Origin of the sequence: Streptomyces californicus (assembly GCF_000717645.1) — a bacterium.
Lineage (GTDB): Bacteria > Actinomycetota > Actinomycetes > Streptomycetales > Streptomycetaceae > Streptomyces > Streptomyces californicus.
On sequence record NZ_JNZZ01000012.1, the window covers coordinates 89,868 to 115,567 of the forward strand.

Sequence of the window (25,700 nt, forward strand, 5' to 3'; positions counted from 1 at the left end):
CACCGGTCTCGGCGGTCGGTCCGGACGACGTTAGGGGCCGCCTCACAGCGTTAACAAGACGTTGACGCGTGAGCAATACGAGCAAAACACCAGGTCAACGCGGTGCTCACTCGCCGGGTGCGGTCCGGCCCCGCTCATGCGGGTCAGTCCAGGAGCCGCGCCAGGTAGGCCCGCAGCAGGTGGCGGGTCTCGGTGATGATGTCCGGATCGCCCTCCGGGTCACTGCGGAACGCGAGCCTGAGGACGGCGTCGGCGGTCTCGACGCAGACCAGGACGGCGCGGAGCCGCTCCTCCTCGGGGGCCCGGCCGAAGTACCCGGAGAGCAGTTCGGCGAGCCGGCCGGCGACCCGGCGGTTGGCGTCGTCGGCGGGGTCGTCGACGGGGGCCGGCACGCCGAAGTCGACCAGGGCGAAACCGGCCATGGAGCGCTTCATGGCGAGGTACTCGTCCAGGACGGCGTCGATGGCGCTGCGCCAGTCGGTGGTGGGGATGGCGGTCAGGCGGCCGGTGACGCGTTCGGCGAAGCTGTCCAGGTTGCGCCGGGCCAGCGCGTCGGTCAGCGCGCGCTTGTTGGAGAAGAAGCGGTAGACGGAGCCGATGGGCACTTCGGCGCGCGCAGCCACCGCCCGGGTGGACAACTGCTCGTAGCCGGTCTCGTCGAGGAGTTCGGCGCAGGCGTCGAGTATCCGGGCGAGGCGTTCGGCGCTGCGCTGCTGCACGGGGGCGCGACGGAGGTTCGTGTTGACGTGGGACACGGGCTCCATGATGCCGTGGTCTCCTCTGCGACGGGTGGCCGACCACCGTCGATGCTCACACGATGAGCAGCGAAAGCCCTCCGACGGTGTAGGTGATCATCAGAATCAGCAGCGGGAGCTGCCCCGCGACGGCGCGGCCGGGCGGGAAGAGGCGTACGGACCGGTCGTGGGCGGCGACGACGCCGAGCACGTGGCCGAGGACGATCGCGAGGACCTGGAGCGTGGCGACGCCGCCGGGTCCCAGGAGCGGATCGGGCGGGGCGGGGTCGTCGGCGCCGAACGCCATCAGGACGGTGCGCGGCCCCTCGGTGACGAAGAGCGTGAAGTAGTGGGCGACGAGGTAGCCGAGGGCGATCGGGACGAGCGCGTGCGCGAAGGAAGGGAGCGGGTGGCGGATCCGGCCGGATATCAGCCGGACGGCCCCGGAGCACAGGGCGTAGAGGGTGGCGACGAGGGCAACGGCGGCCAGCAGGCCGAGCGTGGCCGCGGCGGTGCGGCCCAGGGGCGAGGTCTGGACGGTGGTGATCCAGGAGGGGGAGTCGGAGAAGCCGTCGTAGGCGGTGGAGCCGAGCATGACGCAGACGGTGGCGACGAGCCCGGGCGACTGCGGAGTGGCGTCGAGGCCGTTGAAGGGGGAACGGAGTACGAGCCGGCCGTCGGCGGGGCGGCGGCCGAGCGGGGAGAGCCGGGCGAGCAGGCCGGAGTAGACCTCGAAGGCGTCCGCGTGGTCGAACCATCCGGCGCCGTGGCGCGCGGCGCCCGCGAGCTGGACGGCGGCGTGCAGGGTGAGGAAGAGCAGCAGGGTGGTGGCCGACGCGGGGTCGGGGGCGACGAGTTCGAGCCAGGTGAAGGCGAGGAGCCCGGCCGCGGCGGGCCACAGCCCGAGCCGGGCGGGCAGGGGGCGCCCCTCCCCCGGGTCGCGGCGGAGCAGCCGGCAGGCGGCGAGGTGGACGGTGCGCAGCGGGTTGACCAGCCGCCAGACGGGGCCGAGGAGGAGCGAGACGGGTACCAGCCCGACCCAGAGGAGCACGTACACGGCGCCGGGAGCCGGGTTGCGCTCCGGGTCATCCGGTCCGAGGAGCAGGTGGAGCACGACGAACAGCCCGGCGGCGAGCCCCAGGGCGCGCAGGGCGGTACGGGTGGGCCGGGCGTCGGCGAGGCGCTGGACGGCGGCCGGGACCGGACGGCCCGCCCGGTCGCCGCAGAACCGCGAGGCGGACCAGAGCAGGCCGAGCGCGAGGAAGGAGACGAAGAGCGCGGTGAAGGCTCCGGCGAAGGCGTAGAAGGGGGACAGCGGCAGGTCGTGCTGGGAGCCGATGCCGTGGGCGAGGGCGGTCACCGTACGACGAGTTGGGTCAGGAGCAGTCCGGACCCGTGCGTCTCGACCTCGAAGAGCCCGCCGCGGTCGGCGGTGAAGGTCAGGGTGGCGGTGCGGCCCGCGGGCAGCCGGGCCGCCTTGTCGTAGCCGTGGACGTGGAGTTCGTCGTCGCGGTCGCTGCGGACCCGCAGCCGTACGGTCCCGCCCTTCTCGACCTCGGTGCGGCCGGGGGCGGGGCTGACCTTGCCACCGGAGACGGTGATCTCCAGGACCGTGTCGGGCCGGGGCTCCTCGGAGCGGGGTTGTCCGGAACGGGCCGTGCCCGGGGCCGGCTTCGCGGAGGAGGCGACGAGGGAGGCGCCGGCCCGGACGGGGGCGCCGTTCACGGCCCAGGCGGTGTGGTCGTCGGCGTAGAGCCCGGCGGTGAGGCCGGTGCCGCCGCCCGCGCCGCGGACGAGGGAGTCGGGCAGGTGGTACCAGGAGCCGTAGACGCGGGCGAGCGGGCGGCCGTCGAGGAACAGCCGGGCGTGGCCGCGCCCGAGGAGGGCGGCGCCGCCCACGCTGTCCGGGGTGAACCTGAAGTTCCGCACGGAGAGTTGGACGTTCCACCCGTCCTCGGAGTCCCGCCGCACGGCGACCGTCACGGCGGGGGCGCCCTCGGCGTCGACCTCGCGCAGCCGGTTGCCCGAGCCGTCGTCGGTGGTGAGCAGCCGGCCGGTGTCCCCGTCGGCCTGCTCGTGGCTGGTGCCGGGCTTGTGATGGGTGGTGGCCCGCCCGCCGCAGGCGCTCGCCCCGAACACGAGGGCGGCAGCGGTGAGCACGGTGACGGCCGTGACGACCGGCCGGGCGGCCCCCGGCCGCCTGCGAAGACGCCTCATGCTCCGTCCCCTTCCGAGGTCCGCGGCGCCTTCGCGGCCCGCTCGGTCGCCGTCGCCGATGCCGTCGGCGCTGTCTGTGCCTCCGGTGCCGTCGGTGCCTCCGGCGCCGGAGCGGTCTCCGGGGTCCCGGTGTCCTCGCCCCGTCCGCCGTGCCGGGCGGTGGCGATCACAGCCCACACCACCCAGACCACGCCGAGGAGTCCGCGCACCCAGGCCGGGCCGAGCGGGATCCACGGGATCATGAACACCGCCTTGTCGAGGGCGTCCAGCAGCGTGAGCGCGCCCAGCACCACCGTGGTCCACCCCAGCCACGGCCGTCCGCGCCGCAGCACGAGCCCGATCCCGGTCCACCACACCCCGGTCAGCAGCAGGGCCAGTGCGGGCACGTAGGAGGAGGCGAGCCCCGTCGTCGAACCGGCGACGTCCAGCACGAGGCCGATCGCCCCCAGCGCCGTGACGACGGTGGCGGACCGGCTGCCCCGCAGCCTGCGCCACCACAGCACCCCGCCGACCAGCGCGAGCACCACGGAGATCGCCAGCGTCGCCTGCGTCTCGACGCGCTCGATGCCCCGCGCGCCGTACCAGTCGCAGCCCGCCGGCAGCCGCCGCGCCTGCACGTTGTAGTCGGCGCAGACCATCAACTGGGCCAGCTTGACCGGTTCGCCGACGAGCCGGTCGCTGCCGCCGGACACGGTGCCGCGCTCGGCCCCGCAGGTGGGCAGGGTGCGCGGGGACGACGCCCCGGTGTCCGCCTGCCAGCAGTTGCCCCCGCCCTGGCCGTCCCACCAGACGTCGGCGCCGTTGGGCCGGGAGTTGCCCGCCCGGTCCTTGCCGAGGTGGTTGTCCGCGTACCGGTTGTGGTGGGAGGTGTCGGCCTGCTTGGACAGCGCGTCCTCGCCCCGGATGAAGGCGGGGACGGCGGACAGGTAGAAGGCGGTGCGCCGGTGCCCGTAGATCCAGTTGTTCTCGTACAGGTTCCAGTTGCCGCCCGCGGTGATGATGCCGGAGCCGGGCGGCATGGAGATCTGCGGGCAGACCACGCCGTCCTCGTAGCCCCGTTCCACGGGCGGTTTGGCGCAGGTGCCGTCGGCGACGTACCGGTAGTAGTCGGCGTTGTTGTCGTGGATCAGGTTGCGCTCGAAGCGGGCGTGGTTCTGCGGCAGGCCGGGGTGGCCGGGGAAGGCGCTGTCCATCGAGGCGCCGCCCATGTTGTGGTCGAACTCGTTGTCGTGGACGTAGACGGAGTCGCCGGCCGTGCCCGAGTAGCCGACCATGTTGTGGTGGCTGCGGCAGCCGGTGATCTCGATGGAGTAGCGCGGTACGTCGTAGCCGTAGCCGTCGTTGATGTTCGAGGCGCTGCCGGGGTAGATGCCGGAGTCGCCGTTGCCGTACGACTCGCAGTTCTTGTACAGCCCGTGGTCGCTCGCGAAGGTCAGGAAGCCGTACTCGTCGTTCCACCGGGTGAGGACGTCGTCGATGACGAAGCCGTCCTGCGCCAGGACGTACAGGGAGTTGAAGGTGGTGCGCTGGGCGGTGAAGTTCTTGAAGTAGACGCCGTCGGATCGGTCCGCGCGGATCGCGTTGAGCTTCCGGTACTTGGCGTCGATCACCACGTCCGTGCGCTCGGCGCCGGTGCCCTCGATCTGGAGGTTCTTCTTGCCGAGGATCGCCACCAGGTTCTGGTTGTGCGGGCACCGCTCCTGCTGGGCGTACGACAGGATCTGGTAGCCCAGCTGGGAGTCCGGGGCCTTCAGCCGGGCGCACTCCCCCGCCGGTTCGGGCAGCGAGGGCTCCTCCTCGTACAGGCCGGGCAGGACCGCGATGTTCATGCCGGGCCTGTCGACCGCGTCGACCGCCTGTTGCAGATGGCGGAAGCCGGACTCCAGGCACCGGTCGAAGAGTTCCAGGTTCCGGTCGCGCAGCCGGGCCGGGAAGGCCGCCACCCGGCGCTCGAAGTCCGCCCGGTCGCCCTTGCACACCAGCAGATCGGGTTCGCCCGTGCGGTGCACGGGAACGCTTCCGGTTCCGTCGGGCAGTTCGACCGGACGTTCTTCGTGCGCCTGTGCTGTGGGGGCCGCGAGGAGGGCGGCCGCGAGCGCCGCCAGGACCACCAGAAGTCTTCGTGTCCACGACATGTGCGAGAGAGTAGAGCATTGTTCATCTTCTGGAACCCCCTGTGCGCGACGAATGCCGTTGACGCGCCCCGATTCGATTCCTACTGTTGCCCATAGGATTCCTTCGGCACCGGGAGCGCGGATGAGCGGCATCGAGCAGGCGAGGAAGACCGCGGAGGGGCTCGACCACTCCGCCGGTTTCGGCAATCAGCACAGCTCGGAGGCGGTGGCGGGGGCGCTGCCGCACGGCCGCAACTCCCCGCAGCGCGCCCCGCTCGGGCTCTACGCGGAGCAGCTGAGCGGTTCCGCGTTCACCGAACCGCGCGCGGACAACCGCCGTTCCTGGCTCTACCGCATCCGCCCCTCGGCGGCCCACCCGGCGTTCACGCGCACCGACAACGGGGGGCTGCGCTCCGCGCCGTTCACCGAGACCGTGCCGGACCCGAACCGGCTCCGCTGGAACCCGCTGCCCGACCCCGCGCCCGGCACGGACTTCCTGAGCGGTCTGTGGACGCTCGGCGGCAACGGCGACGCCACCCAGCGCGCCGGTATGGCGATCCACCTCTACCACGCGAACACCTCCATGACGGACCGGGTGTTCAGCGACTCCGACGGCGAGCTGCTGATCGTCCCGGAGCGCGGCGGGCTGCTGCTCCGCACCGAGCTGGGCCTGCTGCGCGCCGAGCCGGGCCACGTCGCGCTGATCCCGCGCGGCGTCCGCTTCCGGGTGGAGCTGCTGGAGGAGACCGCGCGCGGGTACGTCTGCGAGAACTACGGCCGCCCGTTCGAGCTGCCCGACCTCGGCCCGATCGGCGCCAACGGCCTGGCCAACGCCCGGGACTTCCTCGCCCCCGTCGCCGCGTACGAGGACCGCGAGGGCCCGGTGGAGGTGGTCAACAAGTTCTGCGGGAACCTCTGGACGGCCACGTACGACCACTCGCCGCTGGACGTGGTGGCCTGGCACGGCAACCACACCCCGTACGTCTACGACCTGCACCGGTTCAACGTGATCGGGACGATCAGCTACGACCACCCCGACCCGTCCATCTTCACCGTGCTGACCTCGCCGTCCGACACCCCGGGACTGGCCGGGGTCGACTTCGTCGTCTTCGCGCCGCGCTGGCTGGTCGGCGAGGACACCTTCCGCCCGCCGTACTTCCACCGCAACGTGATGAGCGAGTACATGGGGCTGATCGACGGGGCGTACGACGCGAAGGCGGACGGCTTCGTGCCCGGCGGCGGCTCCCTGCACAACATGATGTCGGCGCACGGGCCGGACCGGGAGACGTTCGACCGGGCGAGCGCGGCGGAGCTGAAGCCGCAGAAGATCGACGACGGGCTGGCCTTCATGTTCGAGACCCGCTGGCCGGTCACCGCGACCGCGCAGGCGGCCTCGGCCGGCCATCTGCAGCGCGGGTACGACGACGTGTGGCAGGGTCTGACCCGCGCCTTCCGGCCGTAGACGGCCGGAAGGGCCCAGGGACGGGACCGGACGGGGACGGGGACGACGTGACGATGAGCCGCGGACAGGCCGGGGCGGACGGCGGGGAGCCCGAAGAAGCCGCCGGCGCCGGGGCGGAGGCCGTGACCGCGGCCCCGGACGCCGGGGCGGGTGCGGCGGACACGGCCGCACCGGCGGACCCCGTGCCGGGCCCGCCCGCCTCCGCCCCGCCCGCCTTCGCCCCCGACTCCCTGGTCCTGAACCGGAAGCTGCCGCTCTGGTACCAGGTCTCCCAGTCCCTGCGCGCCTCCATACTCGGCCGCCCGCAGGGCTCCCCCGCCCGGCTGCCCACCGAGGAGCAGCTCGCCGCCCACTACGGGGTCAGCGTGCTCACGATGCGCCAGGCCCTCAAGGAGCTGGAGACGGAGGGGCTGATCAGCCGGCACCGGCGGCGCGGCACGTTCATCGAGCCGCGTGCCCGGCGGGTCTCCCCGGTCCGGCTGCTGGGCTCGGTGGACGCGATCGTGGCGCAGCAGTCCGGGGAGGCCACGACCGTGCTCGACCACGGCACCGTGCCGGTGCCGGGCGATCTCGCGGAGTTCTTCCCCCGGCGCGCCGAAGTCGCCTGCTTCCGGCGGCTGCGCCGCGACGGCGGCAGCGACGAGCCCACCAACTGGGCGGAGAACGCGGTGCTCCCCGAGATCGCCGCCCGCATCGACGTGGCCGACCTCGAACGCTGGCCGATGACCAAGGTGCTGCGCGACGTCGTCGGGGTGCGGATCTCCCGGATCACCGACACGGTGGAGGCCCGGCTCGCCGACCCCGTCACCGCCGAACTGCTCCAGGTCCCCCTGCTCAGCCCGATCCTGCACTACACGGGCGTGACGTACGACGAGGACGGGCAGGTCGTGGACGTGGCCCGGATCCGCTACCGGGGCGACCGGTTCGCCTTCTCCGTGACGGTGGAGGCCCACTGACCCCGCCCGCGGGGCCGCCGACCGCCGTTACGATGCGATGGGTCACGGCGGACAGGGGAGGACGGCTCGGTGGCAGCGCGCAGGACGGCGGCAGCCGCGCCCGGCGGGGACACGGAGTCCTCGCCGCTCGACGCGTTCTGCCCGCTCGACGAGCTGATGCCCTGGTCCGTACGGCCGCTGAGGCCCGGCCGCACCTGGGTGAGCGGGCCCGACCCGGCGGCGCTGCGGGCCCGTTGGGAGCGCCTCGCCGCCGCCGGAGCCGAGGAGCGGGAGCGGCTGTTCGCGCCCACCCGGTCCCGTACGCCGCACACCTCGGTCGCCGCGCTGCCCGGCCACTCCACCGGTACCGCCCGGTTCGCCCGCGCGCCCGGCCCCTGCCCCGACCCCGTACGCGTCCTGCACGGCCCGTACGACGAACAGTGGCTGCTGCCCGACCACCGGCTGATCGACGCGGCCCGTCCGGAGCTGTGGCGGGTCGCCGACGGGCGGCAGCTCTTCGCGGTCGAGCACGGCGCGGTCCCCGAGGACTCCGGGCCCGCCCTGTCGGTGACCGCGCTGCTGCCCGACGGGTACTCCCCCGCCGGGCGGCCCGGCCGGATCAGGCCGCTCTTCCGCAGGCCCGGCGGTACGGAGGCCAACCTCGCGCCGGGACTTCCGGAGCTGCTGCGCGGGCGGCTCGGCGGCGGGGCGGATCCGGACGCGTTCACCCCGGAGGCCGTGCTGGCCTGGTTCCTGGCGGCCGCCCGTCCCTCTCCCGCCGGGCCCCTCGTCCCGCTGCCGGGCGACGGCGAGGTGTGGGCGGCGGGGGTGGCGCTCGGCCGTGAGCTGACGTGGCTCCAGACGCGCGGGGGGCGGGACGGCGAGCGGCCCCGGCTGCCGGGCGGGCGCAGACCCTATGTGCGGGCGGCGCTGCCCGCCCGGCCCGGCGAGCTGTCATACGACGCCGGTGACGAGGCGCTGACGGCAGGCGAGGGCCGGATCGCGCCGGTGCCCGCGGCGGCCTGGGAGTTCACGGCGGGCGGGGTGCGGGTGCTGGAGCGGTGGTTCCGGCTCCGGGCCGCCGCGGCGGCGGGGCTGCGGACGGACGGGGAGGTCCCGGACGGCCTGGACGCGGTCGGTGCGCGCGGCTGGACCCGGGAGTGGACGTCGGAGCTGCTCGAACTCATCACCGTGCTCGCCCTCGTGGACGGCGCGGCGGAGCGCCGGAAGGAACTGGCGGCCCGGCTGGACGCGGGCCCGCTGATCGGGCCCGCCGAGCTGCGGTCGACGGGGGTGCTCCCGGCCCCTGCCCGGTCGCGGCGGCCCGCGTCGGTGCTCGGACACCAGGAGGAGGGCCCGGACGGGCAGTTCGCGCTGCTGTGACGAGCGGCCGGGCCGGGCTCCCACGCCGGCGCGGCACCCCGCCGTACTGTCGCGGCTGCCACCGGCCGGGCGTCCACCGCGCTGTCGCGGCTCGTGCCGCCGTACGCCCCGCCGGGCCGGGCCGGGGAGGGGTGACGAAAGGGCCGGTCGGAGGGTATGCACGGGGCATGAACACCACCCCTCTCCCTCTCGAAGGCGTCACCGTGGTGGCCGTCGAGCAGGCGGTCGCCGCCCCCTTCGCCACCCGCCAGCTCGCCGATCTCGGCGCCCGGGTCGTCAAGGTGGAGCGCCCGGACGGCGGCGACTTCGCGCGCGGCTACGACACGGCGGCACGCGGCCTCGCCTCGCACTTCGTCTGGTGCAACCGCGGCAAGGAGTCCCTGGCCGTCGATCTCAAGGACCCGCGCGGCCTCGCGATCGTCCGTGAACTGGTGGCCGGGGCCGATGTGTTCGTACAGAATCTGGCCCAGGGGGCGGCCGCCCGGCTCGGGCTCGACGCCGCCTCGCTCTGCGCGGCCCATCCGCGCCTGGTGGCGGTGGACATCTCCGGGTACGGGGCGGGCGGGCCGTACGCGCACAAGCGGGCCTACGACATGCTCGTGCAGTGCGAGGCCGGTCTGGTCTCGGTGACGGGGACGGCGGCGCAGCCGGTGAAGGCGGGGATTCCGGCGGCGGACATCGCGGCGGCCATGTACGCCTTCTCCGGGGTGCTGGCGGCCCTTCTGCGGCGGGCGACGACCGGGCGGGGCGGCCCGGTGGAGGTCTCCATGCTCGACGCGCTGGCCGAGTGGATGGGCCACCCGCTCCACCAGGGCATGCACGGTTCGCCTCCCCCGGCGCGTACCGGACTCGCGCACTCGGTGATCGCTCCGTACGACGCCTACGCGACGGCCGACGGCGAGCAGGTGCTGCTCTCCGTGCAGAACGACCGGGAGTGGCGGCGGCTGGCCGAACAGGTGCTCTTCCGGCCCGAGTTGGCCGACGATCCGGACTTCGCGACGAACGCGGCGCGGACCGCGAACCGGGAGCGGACCGACGCGACGGTGGCCCGGGCCCTGGCGGCCCTGACGGGCGGTGAGGCGCTGGCCCGGCTGGAGGCGGCGGGCATCGCCTGCGCCCGGCTGAACACGGTGGCCGATGTGGCGGCGCATCCGCAGCTCGCGGCGCGGGACCGGTGGCGGGAGGTGGGTTCGCCGGTGGGGCCGCTGCGGGCGCTGCTGCCGCCGATCACGCTGCCGGGAAGCGCGGAGGCGCGTATGGGCGCCGTACCGGCGCTGGGTGAGCACACCGATGCGCTGCTGCGAGCCCTGGGGATGACGGACGAGCAGACATCGGTGCTGCGCCGGGACGGGGTGATCGCCTGAGCCGTCCCGAGCGGAGGGGCGGTCCGGGCGATGCCGTGCGGTGGGTCAGTGGCGGCTGCCGAAGAGCGAGCGCCGCAGTCGCCGCAGCGGCGCGAAGAGCGAGACGCGCGCGCTCCTGCTCCGGCGGCTGTGCGCGACGTCGCGCGAGGTCAGCTCGCGCATCAGCAGCGTCGCCTCGGCCGCTTCGCGCTGCGGGACGACAGGGCCGCCGAGCACCGCGAGATGGCGGTCGAGGCGCCTGCTGGTCGCGCCGGTCCCACACGTGATGGCAGGCACACGCGGCCTGCTCCGCACCGTTATCTGTTCCATGTCACTCCCCACCCGTACGAGGGCACCCGGTCCGGGCAGGTTAACCCTATCGTTCCCCGGGGACACCCGTGTATCCCGGCCACAGGATTGCGCACACACATACGGAGGTTGACGGCCCGTTACCGAATCCACGCGATTCCAGGGCGACTTGGGGCGGTTCGCCGGTTTTGGCCGGGGGCTCTCAGCCGACGGCGCACCTCTCCCCGGCCTCGACGGGCGGGTCGCCTCCCCGGGCGTGGCATCCCGCCCGGGGAGGACGGAGCACGGAACGCGCCTGTCAGGCGGCCGACTTGAAGACCGGGAGGTAGCCGCCCGACTGCCCGGCGGCGGTGGGGTGGTAGGACTCGCCGATGTTCAGCCAGTTCACGCTGTGCAGCCAGGAGCTGTTCGAGCAGATCTCGTGTCCGGCGAAGGTCGTCCTGACGTCGCCGAAGGCGAAGCCGTGGTCCGCGGCCCGCTTGGCGGTGGCGGTGTTGAGGTGGTCGGAGGCCGCGTTGATGGCGGAGCGCTCCTTCTCGCTCAGGCCGGCGATGCAGCCGCCGCCCAGCTGGTAGAAGCGGGGGTAGCCGAGGACGACGACGCGCGCGGAGGGGGCCTTGGAGCGGATGGCCGAGTACACCGAGTCGAGCCGGCCCGGCAGGGTGGAGTCGACGTAGGAGCGGGCGGTGGCGATCCGGTTGAGGCAGGTGGCCTCGGACTGCAGGACACACGTGGTCATCACGTCGGCGAAGCCCGCGTCGTTGCCGCCGATGGAGATCGACACGAGGTCGGTCGAGGCGTTCAGCTTGCCGAGCTGACCGCTCGTGACGTCGCCGGTCCGGGCGCCGGAGCAGGCGGCGAAGGCGAACGAGGACGGGGAGTTGGCGGCGGCCCAGAGCGCGGGGTACGCGCGGCTGCTGCGCTTGCAGTCGGAACCGTCGTAAGCGCCGGCTCCGACGCCGGAGGAGTACGAGTCCCCGAGGGCCACGTAGTCGACGGCGGCGGCGGAGGAATCGGCGTTCGCGACCCCGACGCCGGTGAGGGCGAGGGCGGCGCCGAGCAGGAGGGAGGACGAGAACGCCACGAGTCTGGACATTTTCATGGAACTCCTTGGACTCCTTGAGCAGGGGGTGTCTGCTTACTCCGTAGTAGCAGCGGACTCGCCCGACCGGTAGTGTCCATGCCAAAAATATGACCGGTGTGCTTCTGTCGGCCCCCGGGAGTTCAACGGACGCTCCGCCGCGCGCCCCTGTCGCCTCCTCAGCCCGGGAGCTCGGGTCCGGTCGGTCCGCCGGACCCCGCGAAACCCGGGTGCACGGAGCGGACCCGTGGCGGATCATGAGCGCCATGCCCGACTCCTTCGCCTCCGCTCTGCCGATCCGGCTCACCCTCGACGACGGCGACTCGCCGTCCGACGTCGTCGACGCGCTCTTCCTCGGGCGCTTCGCCAACGGCGAGCAGCCGTACGCGCGGAACACCTCCATCGACCGGGTGAAGGCCGGGGCGACGCTGCTGCCGCCGGGCGCCACCGTGCTGCGGAACGCCGGCGGCGACGACCGCAGCGCGACGCTCGCGGAGGGCGAGGGCTGGACCCTGCTGGCCTCCCGCTGGAGCCGGAACGCGGACGTGACCGTCATCGCGACCACCCCGGACCTCGCGGCGGAGGTCCTCGCCCTGGCCACGGACGGCGCGAAGGACGAACCGGAGCCCCAGCCCGAGGACGTGACGATGGGCTTCTGGTACGTCTCGCCGAACCGCGGGCCGCACCGCACGACCCGCCGGATCAGCGCCCGGAGCTGGGAGGAGGCCCGTCCCGACTACACCGCCCCGGTGGCCGGCGCCCTCGACCGGCTGATGAAGGTGACCCCGGACGACGTCGCCGGCCGGCTGCTCCTGCTGCACGGTCCGCCCGGCACCGGCAAGACGTCCGCGCTGCGCACCCTGGCCCGGGCCTGGCGCGACTGGTGCCAGGTCGACTGCGTACTGGACCCCGAGCGGCTCTTCAACGACGTCGGCTACCTGATGAACATCGCGATCGGCGAGGACGACGGCACGGAGGAGGGCCGGTGGCGGCTGCTGCTCCTGGAGGACTGCGACGAGCTGATCCGCGGCGAGGCCAAGCACACGGCGGGCCAGGCCCTGTCCCGGCTGCTGAACCTGACGGACGGCCTGCTGGGCCAGGGCCGCAACGTCCTGGTGGGGGTCACCACCAACGAGGACCTGGAGCGGCTGCACCCGGCGGTCGTGCGGCCCGGCCGCTGCCTGGCCCGGATCGAGGTCGGCCCGCTGACCCGCGAGGAGTCGGCGGCCTGGCTGGGCACGGACGAGGGGGTGGGCCGGGAGGGCAACTCCCTGGCCGAGCTGTACGCGCTGCGGCGGGGCGCCGGCCCGGCGTCGCTGCCCCGCCAGGACGCGAGCGCCACCGCGGGGCTGTACCTCTGACGCCGGGCGGCGCGGGGGCCGGTCCCGTACGCGTTCCGATGCGTGGGCCGGTCTCCGTACCCGGCCCGGTGCGTGGGCCGGTCTCCGTACGCGGCCCGGTGCGTGGGCCGGTCTCCGTACGCGGCCCGGTGCGCGGGCCGGACGGCGGGACCGGGACGGCGGCCCGGCGCGGGGGTCAGTCCCCGTACGCGGCCCGGAGGGCGTCCTGGGCCAGTGACAGCGCCTGTTCACGGGTGAGGCCGAGCCGCTCGGCGGTCTCCGCGTACGACCGGGCGGCGGCCGCGGCCCGTTGTTCGGCCGCCCCGCCGGCGGCGGCGACGAAGGTCCCGTTGCGCCCCCGGGTCTCGATCACCCCGTCCGCCTCCAGGGCGCGGTACGCCTTGGCGACGGTGTTGGCGGCGAGCCCCAGCTCCTCGGCGAAGCCGCGTACGGTCGGGAGCCGGTGGCCGACGGGCAGGGCTCCGGACCGGGCCAGTTCGGCGAGCCGGGCGCGGAGTTGCTCGTACGGGGCGATGCCGGAGTCCGGGTCGAGGACGATCATGTCAGTCACGCCCCGATTCTCCCCCACCCGGGGAAAAAGGGGAGGCGTCCGCGGCGGCGTCGCGCATACGGTCCCCGCATGACTGTGATCGTGCGCGACTTCCGGCCGTCCGACGCCGAGGAGTGGACCCGGGTCCGCCGGGCCTCGGTCCCCTGGATGGTGGCCACTCCCGAACAGATCCTGCACGACCGGGCGCACGCCCATCCGGACCGGCACTACCGGCTGCTGGTCGCCGAGGAGGACGGCGAGATCATCGCCACCGCCCAGGCCGGCATCGCCCACGACAGCCCGGAGCCGGGTCAGGGGTACTTCACCCCGCAGACGCTCCCCGGCCGCACCGGGCGCGGGGCGGGCTCGCTGCTGCTGCGCACGGCGGAGGAGCACCTGGCCGGCGTCGGGGCCACGGTGCTGTACGCGTGGGTGCTGGACGACCCGGAGAGCCTGGCGTTCGCCCGCAGGCGGGGCTACGAGCCCAAGCGCTCGGCCCACTTCCAGCGGCTGGCTCTCGCGGACGGCGCTCTGCCGCCGCGTCAGGATCTCCCGCCGGGTGTCGAGCTGCGGACCGGGGCCGACTTCGCGGACGATCCCCGGGCGCTGTTCGAGGCGGACGCCGAGGTGACGGCGGACGAGCCGGGCGACATCACCTCCGAGCTGGACGACTACGAGGACTGGCTGACGAACATCTGGGGGCATCCGGCCTTCGACCAGGGGCTCACCTCGGTGGCGCTGGTGGACGGAAGGGTGGCGGCGTTCAGCGCGGCCACCACCGACGGGGCGCACACCTATCTGAGCGCCATGACCGGCACCCTGCGGGCGTTCCGGGGGCGGGGTCTGGCCAAGCTCGCCAAGAACGACTCGCTGCACCGGGCGCGGGCCGCCGGGTACACGGACGCCTACACGTCCAACGACACCGGCAACGGTCCGATGCTGGCCGTCAACCGGTGGTTCGGCTACCAGGTCTGCGCGACGGAGGTCCGCCATGTCCGCGCTCTCCCCTGATCCCGCGCCCGCCGGTGCGCGGGAGGTGGTGGTGGCCCTGACCAAGGCGGGCCGCACCAAGATCCGGTACCCGGCGGAGCTGGTCCGGGACGACGGGGTCCGCGTCACGGTCCGCGCGGCGTGGGCGGCGCCCGGGGTGCGGGACTTCGGGTTCGTCCGGTTCGAGCCGGGCGACGTCTTCACCGAGCACTACTGGCGCGACCGGTGGTTCGCGGTGAAGGAGGTCCGGGGCGGGGACGGCGTGCTCAAGGGCTGGTACTGCGACATCGCCCGACCCGCCGTCCTGGCGGGCGGGGTGCTGACGGTCGAGGACCTGGACCTGGACCTGTGGGTCTCGGCCGACGGGGCGTCGGTCCTGCGGCTGGACGAGGACGAGTTCGCGGACAGCGGCCTGGCCGGACGGGATCCGGCTGCGGCCGGGGCGGCGGTCGCCGCGCTGGACGAGCTGGATCGCCTGGCCCGTGCGGAGGGCCTGGCCGCCCTGCTGGCCTGACGGGTCACCCGGCGCACGGGGGGCGTCGGGCCCGCGGCCTCCCGGCGGCCCCGCGTCAGGCGGGCGACCCGGGGTCCGCGACGAGTTCGACCTCGTATCCCGCCGGGTCCTCCAGATAGGCGGCACGGTGCCCCTCCCCGCCCGCGTACGGATGGCGGTCGGGGAACAGCAGCCGCCAGCCGTACGCCGGGGCCTCGGCCGTCAGGGCGTCGAGGGCGGCCCGGTCCCCGGCGTGGAACGCCAGGTGGTTGAGCCCGGGGCGGCGGCGGTCGTGGCCGCCCGGCACCAGGTCGGGCGACTGCTCCAGCACGACGTACGTGTCACCGCGCCGCCAGCTCCGCCCGTGCGCCCAGTGCTGGTACGGGACGTGGCCGAGCCGCTCCAGCAGCCAGCCCCAGCCGCGCTCGGCCTCCGCGAGGTCGGGCACCCACAGTTCGATGTGGTGCACCCGGCCGGCGGCCCCCCGGGCGGCGGGCAGCGCCACGGCCCGCCCCGCGCCTCCGGGGACGTACGCGACCGGCTCCCCGTCCCGGTGCCAGTGGAGCATGAAGTGCTCGCCCGACCGGTAGCCGTCCAGGCCCGCCCGGCAGTACGCGACCATGTCGTCGGGCAACGCGGCGAGCGGGAACCAGCCCAGCTCGGAGCACTTCTCCGGCTCGGCGTTGCGCGGCGGGCGGGCCGGGTCGTACTCCGCGACGAAGAACCAGCCCATGCGCGCGCCGCCGCCGGGCCCCCGGTGCTGCATCACGAGGGCCACCCGCAACTCCTCGGGCTCCAGGCGCAGACCGATCTCCTCGGCGGCCTCCCGGATCATCGCCTCGCGGACGTCCTCGCCGTCCTCCGCGTGGCCGGAGGGCATGTGGAGCAGCCCGTCGGCGTAGCCCGTGCCGGCCCGGCGGGCGAGCAGGACGTCCGGGCCCCGGCGGAGGATCAGATGGACGTCGACGACCTCGGTGTGGCGGTGCGGGGGCGTCGCACGGGCGACCAGCGCGTACCGCTCGTCGTCGACCTCCTTGCCCCACAGCCGGGCGTCGGGGGCCAGGTCCTCGTGGTGGACGCGCTCGGTGTGGGCGCGGAGCAGTCCGGTCAGCTCGGTGGCGGAGAGGCCGTCGCCGCCCCACACCCCTTCGATCAGGACGAGGCGGCCGCCCGGCTTGAGCAGGCCGAACCAGTGCGCCAGGGCCGCCGCCGGGTCGGGCAGGAGCCAGACGACGTGCCGGGCGAGGACGACGTCGAACGACCGCTCGCCGACCGGGGGCCGGGCGGCGTCCCCGACGAGGACTTCCGCCCCGGCCCCGGCGAGCTTGGCGCGGGCCAGCTCGGCCATGCGCGGCGAGCGGTCGACGGCCGTGACGCGGTGGCCCTGGCCGGCGGCGAGCAGGGAGAGGCTGCCCGTGCCGCACCCGAGGTCGAGCACGTCGCCGCGGGTGGCGGGCAGCCAGCTCTCCAGCCGCCCGGCCCAGGCGTCGCGCACCGCCGGGTCCAGGAGCCCGTGGTCGGGCTCCTGGTCGAAGGTCTGTGCCGCCGCGTCCCAGTCGATCGTGGTCATGGTGCCGATGCTCTCAGCCGCCACCGACAGTGCGGGTGTCCTCCGTCCCGTTCCGGTCGCCGCGCCGGCGCCCGACCAGCCGGGCGATCAGCGGCCAGGCGACGATCAGCGCCACGATCGCGTACACCGTGACGGAGAACGGGGTGTCGACCAGCCCCGAGACGCTGCCGTCGCTGATCTGGAGCGCGCGGCGCAGCTGCTGTTCGGCGGCCGGGCCGAGGATCACCCCGATGACGGCGGGCAGCACCGGCAGCCCGTAGCGCCGCATGCCGAACCCGATGAGGCCGATGACCAGGAGGATCACCAGGTCGAGGGACTCCCCGCCGACCGCGTACGCGCCGACGGCGGCGAAGAAGAGGATGCCCGCGTACAGGTAGGGGCGCGGGATGCGCAGGAGCTTCGCCCAGACCGGGGCCAGCGGCAGGTTGAGCGCGAGCAGCAGCACCATGCCGACGAAGAGCGAGGCGATGAGGCCCCAGACCAGCTCCGGTTCGCGTTCGAACAGCAGGGGGCCGGGCTGGATGCCGTACTGCTGGAAGGCGGCCAGCATCACGGCGGCGACGGCGGTGGTGGGCAGTCCGAGGGTGAGCATCGAGACGAGGGTCCCGGCGGCGGAGGCGGAGGCGGCGGCCTCCGGTCCGGCGACGCCCTCGATGGCCCCCTTGCCGAACTGGTCGCGGTGGCGGGAGAGCCGCTTCTCGGCGACGTAGCTGAGGAAGGTGGGGATCTCCGCGCCGCCCGCCGGGATCGCGCCGAACGGGAAGCCGATGACGGGTCCGCGCAGCCAGGGCTTCCAGGTGCGGCGGAGGTCGGCCCGGCCGAGCCAGGGGCGGCCGACGGGGATCGGTTCGCCGGAGGAGCGGCGCAGGTGGGCGGCGACCCAGAGGGCCTCGCCGATCGCGAACAGTCCGACCGCGACGATGACCACGTCGACGCCGTCGGCCAGGTGGAGCGAGCCGAAGGTCAGGCGCTGCTGACCGGTCATCTGGTCGAGCCCCACGAGGCCGATGGTGAGGCCGATGAGGAGCGAGGCGACGCCCCGGATGCGGGAGGCGCCGAGGACGGAGGTGACGGCGATGAAGGCCAGCACCATGATGGCGAAGTAGTCGGGTGCGCCGATGCCGATGGCGAGGGACGCGACGGTCGGGGCGAGGACGACCAGCAGGATCGTGCCGATCATGCCGCCCGCGAAGTGGCCGATCGCGGCGGCGGCGAGCGCCTGGGCCCCGCGTCCGGCCTTGGCCATCGGGTTGCCCTCGATCGCGGCGACCACGGCGGCGCTCTCGCCGGGGGTGTTGAGCAGGATCGAGGTGGTGGAGCCGCCGAACATCGCGCCGTAGTAGATCCCGGCGAACATGATGAACGCGCCGGTCGGGTCGAGTCCGTACGTCACGGGGAGCAGCAGCGCCACGGCCATCGCCGGGCCGATCCCGGGGAGCACGCCGATCGCCGTGCCGAGGAGGACGCCGATGGCGGCCCAGAGCAGGTTCATCGGGGTGAGCGCGGTACCGAAGCCGTCGATGAGGGAGTTGAGGGAATCCATCGGTCAGAGCACCCCCATCAGCGGGCCGCCCGGAAGGGGGACACCGAGCAGGTTGTCGAAGACGAAGTAGGTGAAGAGGGAGAGGCCGGCCGCGATGAGCGGGTCCCGGCCGTGGTGCCGGCTGCCGAGCGCGTAGGCGGAGCCCCAGAAGAGCAGCGCCCCGGCGATCGGGAAGCCCAGCGGGCCGATCAGGACGGCGGCCCCGAGGAAGACCCCGGTGAGCAGGAGGACGGTGCGCCAGTCGGCGGGAGCGTCCAGGTCGACGTCCTCGCCGCCCTCCGCCTCGCCGCGCCCGCCGCGCAGGACGTCCGCCGCGAGCAGGACGGCGATGAGGAGGAACAGGCCGCCGATGACGAAGGGGACCGTCCGGGGGCCGACGGGGCCTCGCTGGGCGATGTCGACGCTCATGGTGAAGGCGTCGGTGAGCACGAGGACGCCGAGTGCGAACAGCAGGACGCAGACGCCGAGTTCGGAGTGGTCGCGGAGCCAGGAGCGGGTGCCGCCCGGCCGGGGTGCGGCTTCGGCGTCGCCGGGGCGGGCGGGGGCGGTGGGCCTTGTGGTGCCGGCGGGGCCAGTGGGGTCGGCAGGGGCGGTGGGCCTTGTGGGGTCAGCGGGTCGGGAGGCGTCGGCGGGTCCGGTGGGGCCAGAAGGGCCGGTGGGTCCGGCGGCCTCAGCGGGCCCGGTGGGCCTTGTGGGCTCGGTGGGGTCGGTGGTCACAGTCCCAGCTCCTTGAGGACGGTGGCGACGCGCCGGTCCTGCTCGTCGAGGAAGTCGCCGAAGGGTTCGCCGACGAGGAGGGCGTCGTCCCAGCCGTTCTTCCTCATCGACTCCTTCCACTCCTTCGTGCCGTGGAGTTCGCGGACGAGGCCGGTGAGCTTGTCGCGTTCGGTGTCCGAGAGGCCCGGCGGGGCGACGATGCCGCGCCAGTTGGTGAACTCGGTGTCGAGTCCGGCCTCGCGCAGGGTGGGGGCGTCCAGGCCCGGCACCCGCTTCGGTCCGGTCACCGCGAGCAGCCGCAGTTCGCCCGCCTCGATCTGGTCGCGGTACTCCCCGAGGCCCGACACCCCGAAGCCGACCTTGTTGCCGAGGATGGAGGCGAGGAGTTCGCCGCCGCCGTCGAACGGTACGTAGTTGACCGTCTTCGGGGCGATCCCGGCGGCGCGCGCCATGAGCATCGGGGCGAGGTGGTCCGGGCCGCCGGGCGAGGAGCCGCCGCCGACCGGGACGCGGGCCGGGTCCTTCTTCCAGGCCGCGAGCAGGTCGGCGACGGTCCGGTACGGGGAGTCCTTGGCGACGACCACGATGTCCGGCTCCTCGGTGAGCCGGGCGATCGGGGTGGTGTCGGCCAGGGTGCTGGGGGCCTTGTTGGTGTGGACGGCTCCGACGACCCCGAGGCCCATGGAGAGGGCGAGCTTGCCGTTGCCGTGTTCGCCGACGAGCCGGGTCAGGCCGACCGTTCCGCCGGCGCCCGGCAGGTTGAACACCTCGATGTTGTGGGTGAGTCCGGCGTCCTCGGCGTTCTTGGCCAGGGTGCGGGCGGTGATGTCGTAGCCGCCGCCGGGGGTGTTGGGGACCATGAAGCGGAGGCCGGGGATCTGGGTGCCGGTGCCGGAGCCGTCACCGGTGGAGAGCAGGGGTGGTCCGACCACCACCAGCAACGCGGCCCCGAACAGGGCGAGGGGGGTGCGCAGTCGCACGGGTTCCGCCTTTCACTGTGAAGTGGCCCACATGTTGCCCGCGCGTTAAGAACCTGTCTCTCTTCCGGTATCAACGGACGTTGTGGTCGTTGAGGTCGCGCCCTAGCGTGGCGGCGTGACGACAGTGCTGGTGGTGGACGACGACTTCATGGTCGCGAAGCTGCACAGCCGCTATGTGTCCACGATGGACGGCTTCGACGTCGTCGGGGTGGCGCACAACGGGGCCGAGGCCCTGCGGGCGGCCGAGCGGCTGCGCCCGGATCTGGTGCTGCTGGACATCTATCTGCCCGACATGGACGGGATCGACGTCCTGCGCGCGTTGCGCTCGGCACAGGAGCGAGACACCTCGCGCCCCAGCACGGACGCCCTGTTCATCACGGCCGCCCGGGACGCGGGGGTGATCCGGGCGGCGCTGCGGGCGGGCGCCCTGCACTACCTGATCAAGCCGTTCCACCGGTCCGCCCTCCAGGACCAGTTGCGCCATGTGGCCTCGCTCCGGGCCCGGTTGGACGGCCTCGGGGAGGCCCGTCAGGAGGACGTCGACCAGATCTTCGGAACCCGTCCGCCCGGCTCGCGCGAGCTGCCGAAGGGGCTGGCCGCACCCACGGCGGACCTGGTGGAGCGCACCCTGCGCGACCACCCCGGGGGCCTGTCCGCCTCCGAGTGCGCCGAGGCGGGTTCGCTGTCCCGGGTGAGCGCGCGCCGCTACCTGGAGTGGTTCGCCGGTACGGGGCGCGCCGAGGTGACGCTGCGCTACGGAGGCACGGGCCGACCGGAACGCCGCTACCGCTGGACGGGCTGAGCGGCGCGACGGGAGCGGCTCGGCCGGGGATACCTGAGCCCATGCCTAACCACTCCTTAAAGGCACCATAATTATCGTCATCACCCCCTCCCAGCAGGGACTTTCGGCCTTCCGAGCGGCTAGCTTTCTGATCGCCGCCCTCCACGGCAGCGCCACAGCGACGGCGCTGCCGGGACGCTCAGAAGGAGATCCATCCATGACCGCTCGTCGCAAGGCCGCCGGAATCCTCACCCTCGGTATCGCACCGCTCGCGCTGGCCGGGCTGACCGCCGCCCCCGCCGTCGCGCATGGTTCGCTCACCGACCCGGTGAGCCGGGTGTCCGCCTGTTACGCGGAGGGCCCGGAGAACCCGCAGTCGGCGGCGTGCAAGGCCGCCGTCGCCGCGGGCGGCACCCAGGCGCTGTACGACTGGAACGGCGTGAACATCGCCAACGCGGTCGGCAAGCACCGCGACCTGATCCCGGACGGCAAGCTCTGCAGCGCGGCCAACGACAAGTTCAAGGGCCTCGACCTGCCGCGCGCCGACTGGCCCGCCAGCAAGATGTCGGCGGGCAAGCACACCTTCACGTTCCGTGCGACGGCGCCGCACAAGGGCTTCTTCGAGCTCTACATGACCAAGCCCGGTTACGACGCGTCGAAGCCGCTCGCCTGGTCGGACCTGGAGTCGAAGCCGTTCGCCCGCGCCGCCGACCCGACGCTCACGAACGGTTCGTACGTCTTCGACGGCACGATCCCCCAGCGTTCCGGCCGTCACCTCGTCTACACGATCTGGCAGCGCTCCGACTCCCCCGAGGCGTTCTACGCCTGCTCCGACGTGACGTTCGGCGGCGAGTCGAAGAAGGAGGGCGGCGTCGACGCGCAGAGCGCCAAGACCCCTACCGCGCCGTCCGACGACGCGATCGCCAAGGGCGCCGCGAAGTCGTCGGTCGAGCACAACGGCCACGGCGACGACGACGCGAACACCGGCGCGAAGGTCAAGACCGCCGCCCCGGCGGGCGAGGGCCAGGCGTCGGGCGGCACCGGCCAGGCCACGACCGGCGGCGACACCCCCGCGGTGAACCCGGCGGCCGGCGAAGAGGTGCTGGCCGAGACGGGTGGCTCCAGCAGCACCACCTACCTCGCCATCGGCGGCGCCGCGGTGCTCGCCGCCGGCGCGGCCGCGCTGTTCACCTCGCAGCGCCGTCGGGCCACCGCCACGGGCCGCCGCGGCAACTGACCCCGCAGTTCCCCTCCCCCAGACTCCTGCCGCGTCCCTCCGGGACGTCGGGCGCGGCAGGACCTGACGGGCCGGGGTCCGCGTCCTCTCCGTCGGACGCCGGACCCCGGCCCTCCGGTGTGTCCGGGGTCAGCCGACGACCGAGGCGCAGGTGGTCGGGGTGGCCCGGGCCGGGTCGAGGGCGTTGGCCACCTCGTGGAAGGCGATGCGGTCGACGGTGCCGATCGCCACGTGCTCGGAGAGGTCGAGCGGGCACAGGTCCTGGAGCAGGACGTTGCGTACGTTCGGCCCGTCCAGGTACTGCGTGCGGTACGGGGTCACGACCTGGTCGTACTTGGTGGCGATGACGGTGTAGCGGACGCCGGGCACGGTGTCGCCGCCCGCGGTGAGCTTGGTGATGAAGGGCGAACCGGCGACCTGGTCGGCGAGCCCGGGGGTCTTGTCCGTGATGAACTTCTCGACGCCGGGGAAGTGCGGCAGCAGCTTGGTGAGGCCGAGCAGCGTGGTGCCGTGGTTGTCCGGGGCGATGCCGACGAGCGCGTTGACCTTGTCGGCGCCGCCGAGGAACTTCAGGTAGTAGTTCGGCATCATGCCGCCCTGGGAGTGGCCGACGAGGTCCGCCTTCGGGGCTCCGGTGGCGTCGAGCACCTTGTCGACGAACGCGTCGAGCTGTTCGGCGGACTTGTCGATGGGGCCGAGCCCGTGGAAGAACGGCACCCCCGGGAGCTGGCCGTAGTCGAGGGAGAAGACGCAGTAGCCCCGGTTGACCAGGTAGGGGGCGAGGACGAGCCAGTTGTCGATCGAGTTCCCGAACGTCCCGTGGACCAGGACGACGGGGCGGGGGTGCGCGGCGGAGGGCTTGCAGCCGTAGTCGTTCCAGCCGCGCGAGGTGGCCGTCGCGGCGGCGGGGGCGGCGGTCGCGGTGGCCGTCGGGGCGATGAGCAGGGTGAGGGCGAGAAGCAGGGCGGCGAGCAGTCCGCGCGTGCGGGGAACGCGCGCGGCACGGAACCAGGGCAGCATCGTGTGGTCTCCTTGCGGCTCAAGGGAGGTGCGATGGCGGTGCGCCCTGTGGCCCGGGCCACAAGCTTTAAGTGCTCATGCCAAATTACGCACGGGTAAGGTCCGGGGGGAAGTTACGCGTCGGTAAAAAGTGCTGGAGGGCGAAGGCCCCGCCGGCGGAAGCTCCCCCGCCCCTCCTCTCCTCCCGGCCGTCCCGGCGCGACCGCCCTGACGCGGCCCTCCCCCTCCTGGCGCACCCGTCGTCGCCCGGCCCACCCGGCGCGACCGCGCGCCACGGCCGACGGGCTACGCCGTTCGGCCCCGTCCCGCCTGCGCCGAGGCGGTACCGCCCGGACGGTGGGGACATGACTTTCGTCGACGAGGTGAAGAACGCCGTCACCCCACGGGCCGCCCTGCTCGTCATCGGAGTGCTCGCCCTGCAGATCCTGTTCATCGCGTCCTACATCGGAGCGCTGCACAAGCCGAAACCGACGGATGTCGCCTTCGGGGTGGTGGCCCCGCAGCAGATGTCCCAGCAGCTCGTCAGCGATCTCGACGGCCTCCCCGGCGGTCCGCTCGACCCCCGCGAGGTGGGCAGCGAGGACGAGGCGCGCGAGCAGATCATGAACCGCGACCTCTACGGAGCCCTCATCGTCTCCCCCGAGGGACGCACCGACACCCTGCTCGTCGCCTCCGGCGGCGGCACCGCGCTGTCCGGAGCCCTGGAGAGGATCATCACCGAGGCGGAGGGCTCCGAGAAGCGCACGGTGGAGACCGTGGACGTGGCCGGCGCATCGTCCGAGGACTTCAACGGCCTCTCGTCCTTCTACCTGGTGATCGGCTGGTGCGTGGGCGGCTACCTCTGCGCCTCGATCCTGGCGATCAGCGCCGGCGCCAAACCCGCCAACCGGCAGCGCGCGCTGATCCGTACCGGGACCATGGCGCTGTACTCGATCGCGGGCGGCATCGGCGGCGCGATCGTCGTCGGCCCGATCCTCGGCGCCCTGCCCGGCAGCTTCTGGGGACTGTCCGGCCTGGGCGCGCTGGTCGTCTTCGCCGTCGGCATGATCACCCTCGCACTGCAGGCCCTCACCGGGATCGTCGGCATCGGCCTGGCCGTCCTGATCGTCGTCATCGCGGGCAACCCGAGCGCGGGCGGCGCGTTCCCGCTCCCGATGCTCCCGGACTTCTGGCGGGCGATCGGACCGGCCCTGCCCCCGGGCGCGGGCACCTGGACGGCCCGCTCGATCGCCTACTTCCGGGGCAACGCGGTCACCGGGCCCCTGCTGGTGCTCTCCGCCTGGGCGGTCGTCGGCACAGCGATGACGATGCTGATGTCGATGCGGAAGCGGAGCCCCGAGGATCCGGCGGACGCCCCGGCGCGAAGCGGCGGCGGGGCGGACGCCGGCCCCGCGCCGAGCGGCGGTTCGACCGCCGTCTGAACCCGCGGACGACATCCGCGCGAAGGGCCCCCGGCGAACCGGGGGCCCTTCCGTCATGCCGTGGAGCGGTGGTACGTCAGCCGATCTCGGCCCCGTAGGCGGCCAGCGCCTCCGGTACCGGCTGGAAGAAGGTCGTGCCGCCCGAGGAGCAGTCGCCGCTGCCGCCCGAGGTCAGACCGAGCGCGGTGTCGCCCGCGAAGAGGGCGCCGCCGCTGTCGCCCGGCTCGGCGCAGACCGTCGTCTCGATCAGGCCGTTGACGATGTCGCCGTTGCCGTAGTTGACCGTGGCGTCGAGCCCGGTGACCTCTCCGTCGTGCACCTGGGTGGTCGAGCCGCTGCGGGTGACCGCCTGGCCGACCGTCGCGTCGCCCGCCCGGGAGATCGCCTGCGTGGAGCCGTTGTACAGGTTCACCTCGCTCGGGTGCGCGGTGTCCGAGGTGTACTTGACGAGGCCGTAGTCGTTCTCCGGGAAGCTGGAGCCCTCGTTCGCCCCGATCTCCGAGCCGCCCTGGGTGTCCGACCAACTGGTGACCGACTCCGTGCAGTGGCCGGCGGTGAGGAAGTACGGCTCGCCGTCCTTGACCACGTTGAAGCCGAGCGAGCAGCGGGAGCCGGAGCCCCAGATCGCGTCGCCGCCCGCGATCAGCGGCTTGAACTCACCCTTGGACCTGGCGAGTTCGGCCTTGCCGCCGAGGCCGTCGACGACCGCCGAGAGCTTCTTCCAGGCCGCGCCGTCGACCGTGCTGTCGGCGGTGACGCGCACCTTGTTGGTCACCGGGTCGACCGCCCAGGAGGTGCCGGGGATGGTCGCCCTGTCGGTGAGGGTCTGCCGGGCCGACTTCAGCTCGGCGAGGGAGTTCTCCACGATTCTGGCCTTGCCGCCCGCCTGGCGGACCTGCTCGGCGGCGGCCTCGTCCACGACGTTGACGACGAGGGCCTTCGCGCCGGTGTCGTAGTACGTCCCGGCCGCGTCCGCGCCCAACTCCTCGTCGAGGGTGGCGGCGAGCTTTCCGGCCGCGTCCGCGCTGAGCGTCCTGGCCTCGGACCGGGGTACGTCGTCACTGGCGTTCGCAGTCTGGAACGTGAGTCCCGCTGCGACCAGGGCGGCGACGGCCGACCCGGCGACCATCGTGCGCTTCCTGGATATGCGTCGGTGCTTCAACTTCGGCCTCCTCCTGTGGGGCCGTGGACGGGACATGTGGGGTGTCCGTACACGGAGGGGATGGGCCGCCCACTATTCCGAGGCCCGGAATCGCGCACAAGGCCGACTTCTGGACGTGCACACGACACCAACGGTTCGCGCGCGAGGCGTTCACTTACCGCGGGGCACGCCACGTCGGTCCCGTTCGCGAACACCCGGACCGACGGGAGAGGGCCATGGGTGAGGACTGAGACGTTTCCTGTGGATCACCCTCACCGCTCTTCGTGCAGCCTGGATGCGGTGGCTGCACGACGACGATCCCGCGGTGCCCCCGGCCAG

Annotated in this window: 23 protein-coding genes; 10 read left to right on the forward strand and 13 right to left on the reverse strand. The window is 73.5% G+C overall.

Annotation, left to right across the window (positions count from 1 at the left end):
* Nucleotides 1-143: 143 nt before the first annotated feature.
* From IF19_RS0117210 to IF19_RS0117225, 4 genes are read right to left on the reverse strand one after another with little or no spacing between them, the layout of a single operon-like run.
* The gene (locus tag IF19_RS0117210) at nt 144-764 is read right to left on the reverse strand and encodes a TetR/AcrR family transcriptional regulator (protein ID WP_030114214.1); all 621 of its coding nucleotides are present in this window, start codon (nt 762-764) and stop codon (nt 144-146) included.
* A 46-nt stretch (nt 765-810) separates the two neighbouring features.
* Nucleotides 811-2,094, reverse strand: coding sequence for a hypothetical protein (locus IF19_RS0117215; RefSeq protein ID WP_030114215.1), 1,284 nt, complete (start codon nt 2,092-2,094; stop codon nt 811-813).
* Nucleotides 2,091-2,951 carry a cupredoxin domain-containing protein gene (locus IF19_RS0117220; RefSeq protein ID WP_030114216.1) on the reverse strand — a complete coding sequence of 287 codons (861 nt, stop codon included), beginning with the start codon at nt 2,949-2,951 and terminating at the stop codon, nt 2,091-2,093. The genes IF19_RS0117215 and IF19_RS0117220 overlap by 4 nt, the downstream gene beginning before the upstream one ends.
* Nucleotides 2,948-5,086 carry a right-handed parallel beta-helix repeat-containing protein gene (locus IF19_RS0117225; protein ID WP_078580643.1) on the reverse strand — a complete coding sequence of 713 codons (2,139 nt, stop codon included), beginning with the start codon at nt 5,084-5,086 and terminating at the stop codon, nt 2,948-2,950. The genes IF19_RS0117220 and IF19_RS0117225 overlap by 4 nt, the downstream gene beginning before the upstream one ends.
* A 121-nt stretch (nt 5,087-5,207) precedes the next feature.
* On the opposite strand from IF19_RS0117225, the gene hmgA reads away from it, so the two are divergent.
* The 4 genes from hmgA to IF19_RS0117245 all read left to right on the forward strand — a co-directional run bounded on the left by hmgA (nt 5,208) and on the right by IF19_RS0117245 (nt 10,209).
* Nucleotides 5,208-6,527: a homogentisate 1,2-dioxygenase gene (gene hmgA, locus IF19_RS0117230; protein WP_030114219.1), complete on the forward strand. Its 1,320-nt coding sequence runs from the start codon at nt 5,208-5,210 to the stop codon at nt 6,525-6,527.
* A gap of 47 nt (nt 6,528-6,574) precedes the next feature.
* The gene (locus IF19_RS0117235; RefSeq protein ID WP_030120502.1) at nt 6,575-7,483 is read left to right on the forward strand and encodes a GntR family transcriptional regulator; all 909 of its coding nucleotides are present in this window, start codon (nt 6,575-6,577) and stop codon (nt 7,481-7,483) included.
* Between the two features lie 69 nt (nt 7,484-7,552).
* Entirely contained in the window at nt 7,553-8,845 is a 1,293-nt protein-coding gene (locus IF19_RS0117240; RefSeq protein WP_030114221.1) for a type ISP restriction/modification enzyme, read from the forward strand.
* Nucleotides 8,846-9,012: 167 nt separating this feature from the next.
* On the forward strand, nt 9,013-10,209 hold the full coding sequence (locus IF19_RS0117245) for a CaiB/BaiF CoA transferase family protein (RefSeq protein WP_030114222.1): 1,197 nt from the start codon (nt 9,013-9,015) through the stop codon (nt 10,207-10,209).
* A gap of 45 nt (nt 10,210-10,254) precedes the next feature.
* Here the strand turns inward: IF19_RS0117245 and IF19_RS0117250 are convergent, their stop codons facing one another.
* Complete coding sequence (locus IF19_RS0117250) at nt 10,255-10,518, reverse strand: hypothetical protein (protein WP_030192051.1); 264 nt, start codon at nt 10,516-10,518, stop codon at nt 10,255-10,257.
* Nucleotides 10,519-10,795: 277 nt separating this feature from the next.
* Nucleotides 10,796-11,599 (reverse strand): SGNH/GDSL hydrolase family protein, encoded by an 804-nt coding sequence (locus IF19_RS0117255; protein WP_030114224.1) that lies wholly within the window; start codon nt 11,597-11,599, stop codon nt 10,796-10,798.
* Between the two features lie 236 nt (nt 11,600-11,835).
* Here IF19_RS0117255 and IF19_RS0117260 point away from each other — a divergent pair, with 236 nt between their 5' ends.
* Entirely contained in the window at nt 11,836-12,939 is a 1,104-nt protein-coding gene (locus IF19_RS0117260) for a DUF5925 domain-containing protein (protein ID WP_030114225.1), read from the forward strand.
* Between the two features lie 175 nt (nt 12,940-13,114).
* On the opposite strand, the gene IF19_RS0117265 is transcribed toward IF19_RS0117260, so the two are convergent.
* Entirely contained in the window at nt 13,115-13,489 is a 375-nt protein-coding gene (locus IF19_RS0117265) for a GntR family transcriptional regulator (protein ID WP_030114226.1), read from the reverse strand.
* Nucleotides 13,490-13,558: 69 nt separating this feature from the next.
* On the opposite strand from IF19_RS0117265, the gene IF19_RS0117270 reads away from it, so the two are divergent.
* Together IF19_RS0117270 and IF19_RS0117275 are read left to right on the forward strand one after the other, a co-directional pair.
* The gene (locus tag IF19_RS0117270; RefSeq protein ID WP_030114227.1) at nt 13,559-14,479 is read left to right on the forward strand and encodes a GNAT family N-acetyltransferase; all 921 of its coding nucleotides are present in this window, start codon (nt 13,559-13,561) and stop codon (nt 14,477-14,479) included.
* Entirely contained in the window at nt 14,460-14,972 is a 513-nt protein-coding gene (locus IF19_RS0117275) for a ribonuclease FAU-1 family protein (RefSeq protein ID WP_030114228.1), read from the forward strand. The genes IF19_RS0117270 and IF19_RS0117275 overlap by 20 nt, the downstream gene beginning before the upstream one ends.
* 55 nt (nt 14,973-15,027) lie before the next feature.
* Here IF19_RS0117275 and IF19_RS0117280 read toward each other — a convergent pair whose 3' ends face one another.
* From IF19_RS0117280 to IF19_RS0117295, 4 genes are read right to left on the reverse strand one after another with little or no spacing between them, the layout of a single operon-like run.
* A complete protein-coding gene (locus IF19_RS0117280) occupies nt 15,028-16,521 on the reverse strand; it encodes a trifunctional class I SAM-dependent methyltransferase/NUDIX hydrolase/VOC family protein (protein WP_078580646.1) in 1,494 nt (497 codons plus the stop codon).
* Nucleotides 16,522-16,534: 13 nt separating this feature from the next.
* Nucleotides 16,535-18,064 (reverse strand): tripartite tricarboxylate transporter permease, encoded by a 1,530-nt coding sequence (locus tag IF19_RS0117285; RefSeq protein ID WP_030114230.1) that lies wholly within the window; start codon nt 18,062-18,064, stop codon nt 16,535-16,537.
* Nucleotides 18,065-18,067: 3 nt separating this feature from the next.
* Nucleotides 18,068-18,781 carry a tripartite tricarboxylate transporter TctB family protein gene (locus IF19_RS1000000137050; RefSeq protein WP_030114231.1) on the reverse strand — a complete coding sequence of 238 codons (714 nt, stop codon included), beginning with the start codon at nt 18,779-18,781 and terminating at the stop codon, nt 18,068-18,070.
* Nucleotides 18,778-19,761 carry a Bug family tripartite tricarboxylate transporter substrate binding protein gene (locus IF19_RS0117295; RefSeq protein ID WP_030114232.1) on the reverse strand — a complete coding sequence of 328 codons (984 nt, stop codon included), beginning with the start codon at nt 19,759-19,761 and terminating at the stop codon, nt 18,778-18,780. Before IF19_RS0117295 ends, IF19_RS1000000137050 begins: the two co-directional genes overlap by 4 nt.
* Before the next feature lie 115 nt (nt 19,762-19,876).
* Between IF19_RS0117295 and IF19_RS0117300 the strand changes: the two genes are divergently transcribed.
* Together IF19_RS0117300 and IF19_RS0117305 are read left to right on the forward strand one after the other, a co-directional pair.
* Complete coding sequence (locus IF19_RS0117300) at nt 19,877-20,563, forward strand: response regulator (protein ID WP_030114233.1); 687 nt, start codon at nt 19,877-19,879, stop codon at nt 20,561-20,563.
* A gap of 196 nt (nt 20,564-20,759) precedes the next feature.
* Nucleotides 20,760-21,779 carry a lytic polysaccharide monooxygenase auxiliary activity family 9 protein gene (locus IF19_RS0117305; RefSeq protein ID WP_030114234.1) on the forward strand — a complete coding sequence of 340 codons (1,020 nt, stop codon included), beginning with the start codon at nt 20,760-20,762 and terminating at the stop codon, nt 21,777-21,779.
* A 129-nt stretch (nt 21,780-21,908) separates the two neighbouring features.
* Here IF19_RS0117305 and IF19_RS0117310 read toward each other — a convergent pair whose 3' ends face one another.
* On the reverse strand, nt 21,909-22,799 hold the full coding sequence (locus IF19_RS0117310; RefSeq protein WP_030114235.1) for an esterase/lipase family protein: 891 nt from the start codon (nt 22,797-22,799) through the stop codon (nt 21,909-21,911).
* Between the two features lie 344 nt (nt 22,800-23,143).
* On the opposite strand from IF19_RS0117310, the gene IF19_RS0117315 reads away from it, so the two are divergent.
* Nucleotides 23,144-24,220: a membrane protein gene (locus IF19_RS0117315; RefSeq protein WP_030114236.1), complete on the forward strand. Its 1,077-nt coding sequence runs from the start codon at nt 23,144-23,146 to the stop codon at nt 24,218-24,220.
* 76 nt (nt 24,221-24,296) lie between these two features.
* Here the strand turns inward: IF19_RS0117315 and IF19_RS0117320 are convergent, their stop codons facing one another.
* The gene (locus IF19_RS0117320; RefSeq protein ID WP_032747544.1) at nt 24,297-25,382 is read right to left on the reverse strand and encodes a S1 family peptidase; all 1,086 of its coding nucleotides are present in this window, start codon (nt 25,380-25,382) and stop codon (nt 24,297-24,299) included.
* Nucleotides 25,383-25,700: the final 318 nt, after the last annotated feature.